14 protein-coding genes and 1 tRNA gene are annotated in these 13,694 nt (G+C 69.3%); 5 read left to right on the top strand and 10 right to left on the bottom strand.

The genetic code is table 11. The features are described from left to right. Positions 1-173: 173 nt before the first annotated feature. Entirely contained in the window at positions 174-599 is a 426-nt protein-coding gene (locus tag G6N26_RS24735; protein ID WP_067170359.1) for a thiol-disulfide oxidoreductase DCC family protein, read from the top strand. A gap of 62 nt (positions 600-661) precedes the next feature. On the opposite strand, the gene G6N26_RS24730 is transcribed toward G6N26_RS24735, so the two are convergent. Beyond that, positions 662-745: transfer RNA gene (locus tag G6N26_RS24730), tRNA-Leu, on the bottom strand. 79 nt (positions 746-824) lie between these two features. On the opposite strand from G6N26_RS24730, the gene G6N26_RS24725 reads away from it, so the two are divergent. Together G6N26_RS24725 and G6N26_RS24720 are read left to right on the top strand one after the other, a co-directional pair. After that, positions 825-1,205: a hypothetical protein gene (locus G6N26_RS24725; protein ID WP_067170362.1), complete on the top strand. Its 381-nt coding sequence runs from the start codon at positions 825-827 to the stop codon at positions 1,203-1,205. Then, positions 1,202-1,552, top strand: a complete 351-nt coding sequence (locus G6N26_RS24720; RefSeq protein ID WP_067170365.1) for a DUF3817 domain-containing protein — start codon at positions 1,202-1,204, stop codon at positions 1,550-1,552. Before G6N26_RS24725 ends, G6N26_RS24720 begins: the two co-directional genes overlap by 4 nt. A 56-nt stretch (positions 1,553-1,608) precedes the next feature. On the opposite strand, the gene rdgB is transcribed toward G6N26_RS24720, so the two are convergent. The 8 genes from rdgB to clpS all read right to left on the bottom strand — a co-directional run bounded on the left by rdgB (position 1,609) and on the right by clpS (position 7,420). Beyond that, positions 1,609-2,226, bottom strand: coding sequence for an RdgB/HAM1 family non-canonical purine NTP pyrophosphatase (rdgB, locus tag G6N26_RS24715; protein WP_139799082.1), 618 nt, complete (start codon positions 2,224-2,226; stop codon positions 1,609-1,611). Then, a complete protein-coding gene (gene rph / locus G6N26_RS24710; protein ID WP_067170371.1) occupies positions 2,223-3,002 on the bottom strand; it encodes a ribonuclease PH in 780 nt (259 codons plus the stop codon). The genes rdgB and rph overlap by 4 nt, the downstream gene beginning before the upstream one ends. A 34-nt stretch (positions 3,003-3,036) precedes the next feature. After that, positions 3,037-3,819, bottom strand: a complete 783-nt coding sequence (locus G6N26_RS24705; RefSeq protein ID WP_067170375.1) for a cyclic nucleotide-degrading phosphodiesterase — start codon at positions 3,817-3,819, stop codon at positions 3,037-3,039. A 72-nt stretch (positions 3,820-3,891) separates the two neighbouring features. Further along, complete coding sequence (gene murI / locus G6N26_RS24700; protein WP_067170378.1) at positions 3,892-4,719, bottom strand: glutamate racemase; 828 nt, start codon at positions 4,717-4,719, stop codon at positions 3,892-3,894. Next, positions 4,716-5,387, bottom strand: coding sequence for a rhomboid family intramembrane serine protease (locus G6N26_RS24695; RefSeq protein ID WP_067170382.1), 672 nt, complete (start codon positions 5,385-5,387; stop codon positions 4,716-4,718). The genes murI and G6N26_RS24695 overlap by 4 nt, the downstream gene beginning before the upstream one ends. Before the next feature lie 60 nt (positions 5,388-5,447). Further along, positions 5,448-6,512: a P1 family peptidase gene (locus tag G6N26_RS24690; protein ID WP_083015237.1), complete on the bottom strand. Its 1,065-nt coding sequence runs from the start codon at positions 6,510-6,512 to the stop codon at positions 5,448-5,450. Beyond that, positions 6,509-7,090 (bottom strand): oxidative stress transcriptional regulator AosR, encoded by a 582-nt coding sequence (gene aosR / locus G6N26_RS24685; protein WP_067170389.1) that lies wholly within the window; start codon positions 7,088-7,090, stop codon positions 6,509-6,511. Before aosR ends, G6N26_RS24690 begins: the two co-directional genes overlap by 4 nt. Before the next feature lie 24 nt (positions 7,091-7,114). Continuing rightward, entirely contained in the window at positions 7,115-7,420 is a 306-nt protein-coding gene (clpS, locus tag G6N26_RS24680) for an ATP-dependent Clp protease adapter ClpS (protein WP_055404466.1), read from the bottom strand. A gap of 66 nt (positions 7,421-7,486) precedes the next feature. On the opposite strand from clpS, the gene G6N26_RS24675 reads away from it, so the two are divergent. Both G6N26_RS24675 and G6N26_RS24670 read left to right on the top strand, forming a co-directional pair. Then, complete coding sequence (locus tag G6N26_RS24675) at positions 7,487-8,794, top strand: nicotinate phosphoribosyltransferase (protein WP_067170392.1); 1,308 nt, start codon at positions 7,487-7,489, stop codon at positions 8,792-8,794. Between the two features lie 29 nt (positions 8,795-8,823). Continuing rightward, positions 8,824-10,827, top strand: coding sequence for an ATP-dependent DNA helicase (locus tag G6N26_RS24670; RefSeq protein ID WP_067170400.1), 2,004 nt, complete (start codon positions 8,824-8,826; stop codon positions 10,825-10,827). Positions 10,828-10,836: 9 nt separating this feature from the next. Here the strand turns inward: G6N26_RS24670 and glgP are convergent, their stop codons facing one another. Continuing rightward, positions 10,837-13,500, bottom strand: coding sequence for an alpha-glucan family phosphorylase (gene glgP / locus G6N26_RS24665; protein ID WP_083015234.1), 2,664 nt, complete (start codon positions 13,498-13,500; stop codon positions 10,837-10,839). Positions 13,501-13,694 lie beyond the last annotated feature (194 nt).

Here is a 13,694-nt window from a genome sequence, read left to right as displayed (position 1 = left end):
GCACAAACTGTGAATTCGACATCTGCCACAACCCCGCACGGGCGGCATCTTGCCGCGGATCACCGGCCAGCCGCTCACGACTCGGTACGTTACCCCCACAAACTAAGGGTTGCCTTACCATAGGTCAACTCGGTGCCTGTCCAGAGTTCGCGCCGGTCAGTAGCCTGGGCGCTATGAGCGGTGAATCGGCGGCGCCCGTTCTCCTTTACGACGGGGTGTGCGGGGTGTGCAACCACTCCGTGCGCACGATCCTTCGTGCCGACCCCACCGGCCCCCTGCGCTTCGCGGCGCTGGAGAGTGTCTTCGCCAAGGCCATCGTCGAGCGGCACCCGGAGGTCGGCGGCGTCGACTCGGTGGTGTTTGTCGACGACCCGGGCGGGCCATCGGAACGGGTGGCGGTCCGATCCGCGGCCGTGCTGCGCGTGGCGGATTATCTCGGCGGACCATGGCGGGTGATCACGGTCGCGCGCGTCATTCCGGCTCGGCTGCGCGACTGGCTCTACGACAGGTTCGCCGCAATCCGGTACCGCGTAGGCGGCAAGTACGACAGTTGTCCGCTGCCCGCCCCGAACGTTCGCGCCCGCTTCATCGAGGACTGACGGGCGTTACCTGGGGGCCGCAGCCGGCCGCCCGGTCCGCCGGTCACGGGCGTTGAAATCAGTGCGGGCGGAGGGACTCGAACCCTCACGCTCTTTCGAGCACCGGCACCTAAAGCCGGCGCGTATGCCAATTTCGCCACGCCCGCGCGCCCGGCAATCGTATCGCCTGTGACACAGCCAACTTGTGGGCCACGGGCGCGTAATGACGCGCGGTACGGTCAAGGGGTGTCCACTACACACCGTCGCAGACCCGCGCTGATCGCCTTGGTGATCATCGCGGCCTGCGGCTGCCTGGCCCTGGGCTGGTGGCAGTGGACCCGGTTCCAATCCGTCTCCGGCTCGTTTCAGAACCTCGGCTATGCGTTGCAGTGGCCGCTGTTCGCGTGGTTCTGCGTGTACGCGTACCGCAAATTCGTGCGCTACGAAGAGGAACCACCCCCGCCGCGCAGCACCGAGGCCGTGACGGAGATACCCGCCGGGCTGCTGCCCGAGCGACCCACGCCCCCGCCGCAGCCAACCGATGATCCGGCGCTGCGGGAGTACAACGACTACCTGGCCGAGCTCGCCGCGCAAGACGCCGAAAAGCAAAGAAGGACAACCGCATGACCACACCGGAGACGCCGGGCGGAGCAGTGCCCGCGGTGCCCGCCGACAAGATCCGCACCGCCTTGCTCGGCTACCGGGTCATGGCCTGGACGACGGGGCTGTGGCTCATCGCGCTGTGCTACGAGATCGTCTCGCACCTGGCGTTCGACCACGAGATCCGGTGGATCGAAGTGGTCCATGGCTGGGTGTATTTCATCTACGTGTTGACGGCGTTCAACCTGGCGATCAAGGTGCGCTGGCCGATCGGCAAGACGATCGGTGTGCTGCTGTCCGGGACGATCCCGCTGCTGGGGATCATCGTCGAGCACTTCCAGACCCGAGAGGTCAAAGCCCGCTTCGGCTTGTAAGCCACATCGGCCACACCCGTGACCCGTGTTGCCGTGCCTCGCAAGGGACCGGGGATTCAGCCCCCGGACCGGGCCAGCGCTTCGAGCGAAGGCAACAGCAGGTGCAGCGCGCGACCGCGATGCGAGACCGCGTCCTTCTCGCTCGGGCTGAGCTCGGCCGCCGTGCGGTTGTCCCCGTTGGGCACGAACACCGGGTCATACCCGAAACCACCGTCGCCGCGCGGTACGCGGGTGATGCTGCCGGGCCATTCGCCGCGGACGACGACCTCACCGGCCCCCGACACCAGCGCGCACGCCGACACGAACGCCGCGCCGCGCCGGTCGTCGGGCACGTCGCGCAGCTGCGCCAGCAGCAGGGCGGTATTGGCGGCGTCGTCGCCGTGAGTGCCCGACCAGCGCGCCGACAGCACGCCCGGCATGCCGTTGAGTGCGGCCACCTCCAGACCGGAATCGTCTGCCACACTGGGCAACCCGCTCGCCGTGAACGCGTCGCGCGCCTTGGCCAACGCGTTCTCCTCGAAGATCGCGCCCGTCTCCGGCGCTTCCTCGAAGGGCGCGACATCGTCGAGCGACACCAACGTCAACCCCGTCAGACCGGCGGCGTCGAGCGCCCGGCGCAACTCGGCCAGTTTCTTCGGGTTGCGGCTGGCGACCAGCAGGCGTGTGCGCGTCAGCTGCCGAACGCCTTCGGCGCCGCAGCCCCCTCCGGGAGCTCACCGGGGTACGGCTGCTGCAGCGCCTCGCGCTGGGCGGCGAACAACTTGTCGCAGGCGGCCAGCGCCACGTCGAGCAGCTTGTCCAACGTCGAACGCGGGAACGTCGCGCCCTCACCGGTGCCCTGAACCTCGACGAGGGTCCCGGTATCGGTGGCGACGACGTTCATGTCCACCTCGGCGCGGGCGTCCTCCTCGTACGGCAGATCCACCCGGACCCTGCCGTCGACCACCCCAACGCTGACCGCCGCGATGGCGCACGACAACGGCCGGGGATCCGACAGCTTGCCCGCGGCCCCGAGATAGGTCACCGCATCGGCCAGCGCCACGAACGCGCCGGTGATGGCGGCGGTGCGGGTGCCCCCGTCGGCCTGCAAAACGTCGCAGTCGACGGCAATGGTGTTCTCCCCCAACGCCGCCAGGTCGATGCACGCCCGCAGCGACCGCCCGATCAGCCGGCTGATCTCCTGGGTGCGCCCCGACAGCCTTCCCTTCACCGATTCGCGGTCCGAGCGCGTGTGGGTCGCCGACGGCAACATCGCGTACTCCGCGGTCAACCACCCCAGGCCCGAACCCTTGCGCCAGCGCGGCACACCCTCGGTCACGCTGGCGGTGCACATGACCTTGGTGTGGCCGAATTCGATCAGTACCGAACCGGCGGGGTGGTCAGTGAAACCGCGGGTGATGACGACGGGCCGAAGCTCGTCATCAAGGCGGCCGTCTTCTCGTCTCGTCACCCCGCAACCCTAAGCCAGCCCTGACGTGGAGTGCTCAGACCCTCTCGGAGCGGCGGATATCGAACGTCTCACCGCACACCACGGCATGCACGGGACCGTCGAACTCGGCCTTGGCCTCACTGATCACGTCCTCGCGCGAGGTCCACGGCGGGATGTGCGTCAGCAGCAATTCGCGAACACCGGCCTCGGCCGCGGCCCGACCGGCCTCGGTCCCCGACAGATGCAGTGCGGGCGGGCGGTCCGCCGAGTGCGTCCAGGATGCCTCGCAGAGGAAAACGTCGGCGCCGCGTGCCAATTCGACGAGCTGATCGCAGACACCGGTGTCACCGCTATAGACAAACGACGCGCCCGAGGAATCGGTGATCCGCAAGCCGTAGGACTCGGTCGGGTGAGCCACCACCCGCGGAGTCACCGTCAAAGCGCCGATCGTCACCGGCTCACCGTCGACCCAGTGACGCACGTCGAAGATGTCCGAACAGTCGTCGATCTCACCGCCGTAGGGCGAGGACGCCGCGCCCAGCCGCGACCACGTGTCGCCGGGGCCGTACAGCAATGCCTTACCGAGGGGGCGCGTCGGGTGATAGCGCCGCCACACGAACAGCCCGGGCAAATCCAGGCAGTGGTCGGCGTGCAAATGCGATAGCAACACGTGCACGGAGCCGGGGTCCGCATAGCGCTGCAGCGCGCCGAGAACGCCCCCGCCGAAGTCGATGACCAACGGCGGAGTGTCCGGTGCCCGGAGCAGATAACCCGACGCGGGCGAATCCGGACCGACCACGCTGCCCGAGCAGCCGAGCACGGTTATTCGCACGGACACTACTGTGCCATGCCCGATAGGACCATGACGAAAACATGGCCGCATTGGTGTGACGAGAATCTCGCCCGCAGGTCAATCAATGCGCACCTGCTGAACGGGCTGGACTCCGGACACGGCGGGACCGAGGAATCGCGCGGCCAATTTCGTGAATGCGTCGGGGTCGCCGGTGGCTTCGAAGGCGCGGGACGGTGGGGCGGCGTCGGGATCGTCCGGGTGGGGGCGAAGCAAATCCCGTTCGGTCAGCACCCGAAGCACTTCCTTGGCGGTTTCCTCCGCACTGGACACCAGCGTCACGTGCTCACCCATCGCCAATTGGATGAGCCCCGACAACAACGGGTAGTGCGTGCAGCCGAGCACCAGCGTGTCCACCTGCGCGCGCTGCAGCGGCTCGAGGTAGCCCTCGGCCAGTCCGAGCACCTGACGCCCGCTGGTCACGCCGCGCTCGACGAAATCGACGAAACGCGGGCAGGCCACCGCGGTGATCTCGGTGTCGCGGGCGGCGGCGAACGCGTCCTGATAGGCGTGCGAGTTGATGGTCGCCTGGGTGCCGATGACGCCGATGCGCCCGTTGCGTGTGGTCGCGACCGCGCGGCGCACCGCGGGCAGGATCACCTCGACGACGGGCACGTCGTAGCGTTCGCGCGCGTCGCGCAGGCACGCCGCGGACGCCGTGTTGCAGGCGACGACCAACGCCTTGACGCCGCGGGCGACGAGATCGTCGCCGATGGCCAACGCGTGCGCCCGGACTTCGGGGATGGTCAGCGGGCCGTAAGGCCCGTTCCCGGTGTCGCCGACGTAGATGATGTCCTCGTCGGGCAGCTGGTCGATGATGGCCCGCGCGACGGTGAGCCCCCCGACACCGGAATCGAAGACCCCGACGGGCGCCAGTGGCCCGCTCATGTCTTGGGGCGCGACGGCGTGGCGCCGGCCGTCCTTCCCGTGCGGGCCTTGCGTTCCGGCGCGGACAACCAATAGGCGGCCGCGACGCCGGCGATCGCCCCGCACAAATGACCCTGCCAGGACACGCCACCGCAGACTCCGAGCACCGGCATGGCGCCGAGCAGGACGCCGCCGTAGGCGAACATCACGACCAGCCCGATGATGATGTTGGAGACGCGGCGGACGAATATCCCGAACACCAGCAAGAAGGCCAGCCAGCCGAAAATCAGGCCGGAAGCCCCGATGTGGTCAGTCGGGCCGCAGCTGCTGCCGACATCGCCGATGAGCCAGGTGCCGAAGCCACCCAGGATCCACACGATGGCCGTCGCCCAGACGAACCGGGACAGCCCCGCCAGCGTCATGAGGAATCCCAGCACCAGCAGCGGCACGGTGTTGGCCATCAGGTGTTCCCAGCTCGCGTGCAAGAGCGGGGAGAAGACGATGCCCCACAGGCCGTCGACCTCCAGCGGCCGGATGCCGTTGGCGTCCAGCGAATGCCGGGTCATCTGGTCGATGAGCTCGACGAAGTAGAGCAGCACGACGAAGGTGAGGATCGTGGCGGCGCCCACCGCCGCAGTGGACCGCTTCTTCGCCTGGGCGGCGGGCGCCCTCGGAGCGGTCTTACCCATAGCTGACCTTCCAGCGCGTTTCCAGCATCGTCCAGGCTACCGGCGGGGTCGACGGACTCCTCATCGGCCGAACGCGCCGGGCAGCACGTCGCGGTAGCTCGGTATCCCGGCGATCGATTCCGCGGCCAGCACCCCGCCCAGCACCGCGTGCGCCAGGCAATCGGCGGCCGCCACGCCGACCTCGGTGACCAGTCGGGTCTCCGGGGAGAACGCCGCCGGAACGGGTTGTGAACTGGGCGACGGGGGGTCGACCTCGACCGCCCCGGTGGCCAGGACGAACACCGTGTCCCCGTCGACGGGCGTGTGCGCCGGACGGATGCTGCGGGCCAGGCCGTCGTGGGCCGAAATGGCCACCCGACGGCACCCCGCCGGGCTCAGGGCGGCGTCGGTGGCGACCACCGCGATGACGGTGTTGAGGGGGTCCTCCAGCGGGTCCGACGGGGAGGGCAGCCGGGCGAAGGCGTCGATCTGCTCGGGCGGTGGCGGTTGGAGTCCGAACTGCTGGATCAGGTCCGCCATCCACGGCAACCCGGTCGCCCGGTCGGCGACCTCGCCCGCGGAGTTCACCACGGCCACCGCGCCGACGGTCACACCGCTCGGCAGCGCCGTCGAGGCGGTTCCCACGCCGCCCTTGAAAGCTCCGGCCCGGGCCCCCACCCCGGCCCCGACGTTGCCCACGCCCATCACCGCGCCCTCTTGCAGGGCGGCGGCACAGGCCAGGTAGCCGAACTCGTCCGTCGGGCGGCACTGCCAGCCGCCGACCGGCAGATCGAAGATCACCGCCCCCGGCACGATGGGCACCACGCCCTCACCCATCGCCACGCCGCGTTCCTGTTCTTCCAGCCAGCGCATGACGCCGTCGGCGGCGGCCAGGCCATAGGCGCTGCCCCCGGCGAGCAGCACCGCGTCCACGAACCGCACGGTGTTGGCCGGGTCGAGCAGGTCGGTCTCGCGGGTGCCGGGGGCGCCGCCGCGGCAATCGACCGCGCCGACGGTCCCCGGGGGCGGGAGCACCACGGTGACACCGCAGGCCCAGCCCGCGCCCAGGGAGGCGTCGGGGTCCAATCGTTGGTAGTGGCCGACGCGGATCCCAGCGACGTCGGTGATCGCGCCCCGCGCGGTCACCGGGACCCCATGAGCACCAACACCAGGTACTCCTGCAGGACGGTCAGCCACTGATAGACGTCGAAGTGCACGGCCAGGGGATGATCGGCCGGCAGCCGCTCGGGGCCTTCCGGTCCGACCTCGAGCATGACCCCCAACGTCAGCCGGATGTCGTTGACGGCCCCGATCCAACAGTTTGCGTCGTCCTCGCTCAGCTCGAACCGGCCACCGTCCTCGGGGACCGTGCTCAGCAACCGCTGTGCGGCAACGCGTTTGGCGTCGACGATGGCGGGCTCGTGCAGGCTGCGCAGCGCGGCGTTCAGGCTGTCCGCGGTATCGGGCGGCGCGGTATCCTGGTCGTCGTCGCGGTAGAAGTCGGGCAACAACCGGCGCAGGGTGGGGTCCTTGGGCGGTTCGGCGTTGCCGGTCTTGATGCCGGTGATTTCCTCGAGTTCGTCTGCCGGCGAAGACGATTCACGCTCGTCGAGCAGGCCGACCATCGCGGTGGCCAGGTTCTTGAGCAGCGCCGCCTCGTGGGACGCCAGGGCCGACCGGTAACGGGGACCGTTCGCCGTCTCGACGCGCTTCCATTTGCGCACAGGAAATCGCCAGCGCCTCGAGCGTCAGCGGTCCTGCTGCAGCGTCGCCCACAAACCGGCGGCGTGCAGCTTGGACACATCGACTTCCATGGACTCCCGGCTGCCGGCGGACACCACGGCCTTTCCTTCGTTGTGCACTTGCAGCATCAGTTTGGTGGCATGCGGCTCGCTGTAGCCGAACAACTTCTGGAACACATACGTCACGTACGTCATCAAGTTGACCGGGTCATCCCAGACAATCGTCACCCACGGACTCGCCGTGACCTCGACCGGAGCGGACTCGCGTTGTCCTGTAGTGCCCGGCTTAGTGGGCGCTGACATAACAACCATGGCCTACACGATACCGAGCGATGGACGACGTTACCGAGCCCGCAGGCCAGCCGATACCGTTATGGAATGAACGACCCGGTCGTCACTGGGCTGCTGACCGACAAGTACGAGTTGACGATGCTGGCGGCGGCGCTGCGGGACGGCAGCGCCAATCGCCGCACCACCTTCGAACTTTTCGCCCGCCGCCTTCCCGAGGGGCGCCGCTATGGCGTGGTCGCCGGGACCGGCCGCCTCCTCGAGGCGCTGCCGCAGTTCACCTTCGATGACGAGGCTTGCCAGTCGCTCGGCCAATTCCTCGATCCAGATACGTTGCGGTACTTGCGCGATTTCCGGTTCGGCGGCGATATCGACGGCTACGCCGAAGGCGAGCTGTACTTTCCGGGATCGCCGGTGTTGTCGGTGAGCGGGACGTTCGCCGAATGCGTGGTGCTCGAGACGCTGGCGCTGTCGATCTTCAATCACGACACCGCGATCGCGTCGGCCGCCGCGCGGATGGTGAGCGCGGCCAGGGGCCGCCCGCTGATCGAGATGGGGTCACGGCGCACGCACGAACAGGCGGCGGTCGCGGCGGCGCGCGCCGCCTACATCGCCGGCTTCGCCGCGTCCTCCAACCTGGAGGCGCAGCGCTGCTACGGGATACCGGCCGAGGGCACCTCCGCGCACGCCTTCACGATGCTCTACGCGCGCGCCGGCACGCCCGCGGAATCGACCGAATTGGCGGCCTTTCGGGCTCAGGTCGAGGCGCTCGGCGTCGACACCACCCTGCTGGTGGACACCTATGACGTCACGGTCGGCGTGGCCAACGCGGTGGCCGCCGCCGGCACCGGGCTCGGGGCGGTGCGCATCGACTCCGGCGAGCTGGGCGTGCTGGCCCGCCAGGTGCGTCAGCAGCTCGACGACCTGGGAGCCACCCAGACCCGCATCGTGGTCTCCGGTGACCTCGACGAGTTCTCGATCGCCGCGTTGGCCGCCGAGCCGGTGGACAGTTACGGCGTCGGCACGTCGCTGGTGACCGGCTCGGGCGCACCCACCGCGAACATGGTGTACAAACTCGTCGAGGTGGACGGCCTGGCGGTGCAGAAACGCAGCAGCCACAAGGAATCCCACGGCGGGCACAAAGAGGCGCTGCGCACCTCGCGCAGCTCCGGCACCATCACCGAGGAGATCCTGTACCCGGCCGGCCGCCGGCCCGACCTCGGGGAGCCCGCCCGGGTGCTGACCGTCCCGTTGGTCCGCGGCGGGGAGCTGGTGTCCAAACCGAACCTCGCCGCCGCGCGCGAGCTGGTAGCTTCCGGGCTGCGCAGTCTGCCGTGGGAGGGTTTGAACCTGTCGCACGGCGAACCCGCGGTCACGACGACACAAATCCGGGCCTGAGCAAGGGAGTGACGACGTCCGACGTGCCCATGCCCGAGCTGCTGGCCACCGCCGTGGCCGCGCTCGGCGGCAGCGAACGCCGCGGCCAGCAGGAGATGGCCGCGGCGGTGGCGCAGGCCTTCGCCACCGACGAGCACCTCGTCGTGCAGGCGGGCACCGGCACCGGGAAGTCGCTCGCCTATCTGGTGCCCGCGATCGTGCACGCCCTGAGCGACGACTCCCCCGTCGTCGTGTCCACCGCCACCATCGCGCTGCAACGCCAGCTCGTGGATCGCGATCTGCCGCGGCTCGCCGATGCGCTCGCCGACAAGCTGCCGCGCCGGCCGCAGTTCGCGTTGCTCAAGGGTCGACGAAACTACCTGTGTCTCAACAAGGTTCACAACGGCGGGGCCGCCGACGGTGACGACGCCGACGGGCGGCCGCAAGAGGAACTCTTCAACCCCATGGCCGTCAGCGCGCTAGGCCGCGACGTGCAACGGCTCACCGAGTGGGCGTCGAGCACCGAATCCGGTGACCGCGATGATCTGAAACCGGGCGTCCCCGACCGGTCCTGGTCCCAGGTCAGCGTTTCCGCGCGGGAATGCCTCGGGGTGGCCCGCTGCCCGTTCGGCACCGAGTGCTTCTCCGAGCGGGCCAGGGGCCTGGCCGGTCGCGCCGACGTCGTGGTGACCAATCATGCGCTGCTGGCCATCGACGCGGTGTCCGAATCGGCGGTGCTGCCCGAGCACGCGCTGCTGGTGGTCGACGAGGCGCACGAGCTGGTGGACCGGGTGACGTCGGTGGCCACCGCGGAGCTGACGTCGGCCGCGCTCGGGGTCGCCTCGCGCCGCATCTCCCGGTTGGTGAGCCCGGAGCTGATCCAGCGCCTCGACGCCACGACGGCCAACTTCGCCGCGGCCATTCACGACGGCACACCGGGGCGCATCGACCGCCTCGACGAGGACATGGCGGCATACCTGGCCGCGTTGCGCGACATCGCGACCGCGGCGCGCTCGGCGATCGACACCACGAACGACGCCAAGGCGGCGGCGGCGCGCGCCGAAGCCGTCGCCGCGCTGACCGAGATTTCGGAGACCGCGTCGCGGGTGCTCGCCTCGTTCGGGCCGGCCATTCCCGACCGCACCGACGTGGTGTGGCTGGAACACGAGGAGAACCGGGGTTCACCGCGCCCGGTGTTGCGGGTGGCCCCGCTGTCGGTCGCCGGCCTGCTACGCCAGCGCGTGTTCTCGCGTTCGACCGTGGTGTTGACGTCGGCGACGCTGACGATCGGCGGCTCCTTCGACGCCATGGCCGCGGCGTGGGGCCTGACCGCCGCTGCGAGCGACGACGACGACGCGCGATGGCGCGGCCTGGACGTAGGGTCGCCGTTCGAGCACGCCAAGGCCGGGATCCTGTACGTGGCCGCGCATTTGCCGCCACCGGGGCGCGACGGCGTCGGCTCGGCCGAGCAACTGACCGAGATCGCCGAGCTCATCACCGCCGCCGACGGGCGCACCCTGGGGCTGTTCTCGTCGATGCGGGCGGCCCGCGCGGCCGCCGAGGCCATGCGCGAGCGGCTGTCGACGCCGGTGTTATGCCAGGGCGACGACAGCACGTCGGCGCTGGTCGAGCAATTCAGCGCCGAGCCGCAGACCTCGTTGTTCGGCACCCTGTCGCTGTGGCAGGGCGTCGACGTGCCCGGGCCGTCGCTGTCGTTGGTGCTGATCGACCGGATCCCGTTCCCCCGCCCGGACGACCCGCTGCTGGGGGCTCGCCAGCGCGCGGTCGCGGCGCGTGGCGGCAACGGCTTCATGGCCGTCGCGGCCAATCACGCTGCGCTGCTGCTGGCGCAGGGGTCCGGCCGGCTGCTGCGCCGCGTCACCGACCGCGGAGTGGTCGCGGTGCTCGACTCGCGCATGGTCACCGCCGGTTACGGCGGCTATCTGCGGGCCTCACTGCCACCGTTCTGGCAAACCACCAATGGGGCGCAGGTGCGCGAGGCGCTGCAGCGGCTGCGAGGCGCCTCGGAGTCGCAAGAAGGCCTGTCGGCCTGAGGCTCAGGGCTATCGGGCCAGAGTGACCAGACCGAGCTCGTTGCTGGCGGCCAACATCGGATGGCGGGGCAGCACACGCACGGTGTATCCGACCGATCCGGCCAGCGGCAGCGGCGTCGTCGTCGAGAACACCTGGTTGCCGCCCTCGGCGGTGCCGGTGTACGACATCTCGACGGTGACGGGTTCCAGCAGCGCGTCGCTGGCGTCGACCCGGCCGACCACCGCCTGGACCGTGACCTCGTCGGGCGCGAGCCCGGCCAGCTGCACGGTGGCGGTCAGGGTCAGCTTGGAGCCAAGCACGGGGCTGTCCGGCAGGCCCGTGCTGTCAACGTCGGTGATCACGATCTTCGGCCACGCCTCGTAGGCGCGCCGTCGATAGGCGGCCAGCTCGCGGGCGGCGCCGAACTCGCCGCCGCCCGCCGCGTCGTCGGCGGGCGCGACCGTCTTGCGCAGCGATTGGGCCGCGGGCGTGTAGTACTGCTCGACGTAGTCGCGCACCATGCGCGAAGCCAGGACCTTCGGACCGAGCGTCTGCACGGTGTGGCGCACCATTTCGATCCACCGCGGCGGCACCCCGTGTTCGTCACGCTCGTAGAACTTCGGTGCCACGGCTTCTTCCAGCAGCGTGTAGAGGCCGCTGGACTCCAGATCGTCGCGACGCTCCTCGTCGGCCACCCCGTCGGCAGACGGTATCTCCCAACCGTTTTCGCCGTCGTACCACTCATCCCACCAGCCGTCGCGGATGGACAGGTTCAGCCCACCGTTGAGTGCGCTCTTCATTCCCGAAGTGCCGCAAGCCTCCAACGGCCGCAGCGGGTTGTTCAGCCAGACGTCGCAACCCCAATACAGCAGACGCGCCATCGACATGTCGTAGTCGGGTAGAAACGCGATGCGGTGTCGCACCTCGTGCCGGTCCGCGAAGCGAACCACCTGCTGGATCAACGCTTTTCCGCCATCGTCCGCCGGGTGCGACTTGCCGGCGACGATCAGCTGGATCGGCCGCTCGGCGTCCAGCAGCAGTTGCTCCAGACGGTGCGGATCACGCAGCATCAGCGTCAGCCGCTTGTACGTCGGCACCCGCCGAGCGAAGCCGATGGTCAGCACTTCTGGATCGAAAGCCGTTGCTATCCAACCCAATTCGGCGTCTGACGCGCCGCGTTCCAGCCAGGAGCGGCGCAGCCGGCGCCGCACGTCCTCGACCAGCAGAGACCTTAATTGCGAACGGATCCACCACAGGTGACCCGCATCGACCTGTTGCAGACGCAGCCACACCCCCGGATCGCTGAACGAGTCCGACCCGGCCAGCTCGCGGCCCAGCTGCAGCCACTGCGGCGCCGCCCAGGTACGCGCGTGGACTCCGTTGGTGATCGACCCGATCGGCACCTCGCCGGCGTCGAATCCAGGCCACAGCTCGTTGAACATCGCCCGGCTCACCCGGCCGTGCAGCGAGGAGACCCCGTTGGCCCGCTGGGCCAGGCGCAGACCCATATGGGCCATGTTGAATTTGGTCGGATCGTCCTCGGCACCGAGCGCCAGTATGCGCGCCGTGGGCACCCCCGGCAGCAACACGGGCGCGCTGGTGGCATCGGCCGCCGTCCCCTTCTGGCCGGATCCCGATTCGTCGCCGAGATGGTCGTCGAAGTACAGCCGCACCATCTCGACGGGGAACCGGTCGATGCCGGCGGGCACCGGGGTGTGGGTGGTGAACACGGTGCTCGAGCGCACGACCGCCAGCGCGGTGTCGAAGTCCAGCCCCGGACCCGTCATCAGCTCGCGGATGCGTTCCGCGCCCAGGAACCCCGCGTGCCCCTCGTTCATGTGGAACACCTCGGGCGCGGGCAGGCCGTGGATGGCGGTGTAGGCGCGGATCGCCCGCACGCCGCCGATGCCGGCCAGGATCTCCTGCCTCATCCGGTGTTCCTGGTCGCCCCCGTACAGGCGGTCGGTGACACCGCGCAGGTCGTGCTCGTTCTCGGGGACGTCGGAATCGAGCAACAGCAGCGGGACCCTGCCGACCTGAGCGACCCAGATCCGGGCGTGCAACTGCGCGGAATCCGGCAGCATCAGCTCGACCAGGGCGGGATCGCCGGTGGCGTCGGTCAACAGCCGCAACGGCAGACCCTGCGGGTCCAGCGACGGGTAGGTCTCGTGCTGCCATCCGTCGGCGGTCAGCGACTGCCGGAAGTAGCCGGAGCGGTAGTACAGGCCCACCGCCACCAACGGCACGCCCAGATCCGACGCGGACTTCAGGTGGTCACCGGCCAGGATGCCCAAGCCGCCGGAGTAGTTGGGCAGCACCTCGGCGATGCCGAACTCCATCGAGAAGTAGGCGACGGCGGCCGGCATTGCTCGACCGTTTTCCAAGCCCTGTTCCTGCCGTTGCTGGTACCACAGCGGGCGGGACAGGTAATCGTTCAAATCAGCGGCGAGCTCGTCGAGCCGGCGAAGGAACGTCTCATCGATCGCCAACTCATCGAGCCGCGCCGGGTTCACCGCGCCCAGCAACGCCACGGGATCGCAGCCACACCGCTGCCACAGGTCCGGGTCGATGGTCGCGAAGAAATCCTGGGTCGGCTTGTCCCATGACCATCGCAGGTTGGTCGAGAGCTGGTCCAGCGCGGTCAAACGCTCGGGAAGGTGAGCACGGACAGTAAACCGGCGGAGGGCTTTCACGCGTCCCTACCTTACTGAGGATTCCGGCCCGCGCACGGCGACGGGAAGGACCGCTTTTCCGCGGCGGGGTGTGACCGAAGACTAGGGTGGGTATCGGTTAGTTATCGGGGTCGCAACGATGCTTCCCCGCACAGAAAGTTCCCCACGACAGGAAGTTTCCCGACGAGCGGCATTCCGCACGGAGCACGCCCCGG

The organism is Mycobacterium marseillense (assembly GCF_010731675.1).
Classification (GTDB): domain Bacteria; phylum Actinomycetota; class Actinomycetes; order Mycobacteriales; family Mycobacteriaceae; genus Mycobacterium; species Mycobacterium marseillense.
The sequence above is the reverse complement of the archived record's forward strand: the minus strand, read 5'-3'. Positions and strand labels throughout refer to the sequence as shown.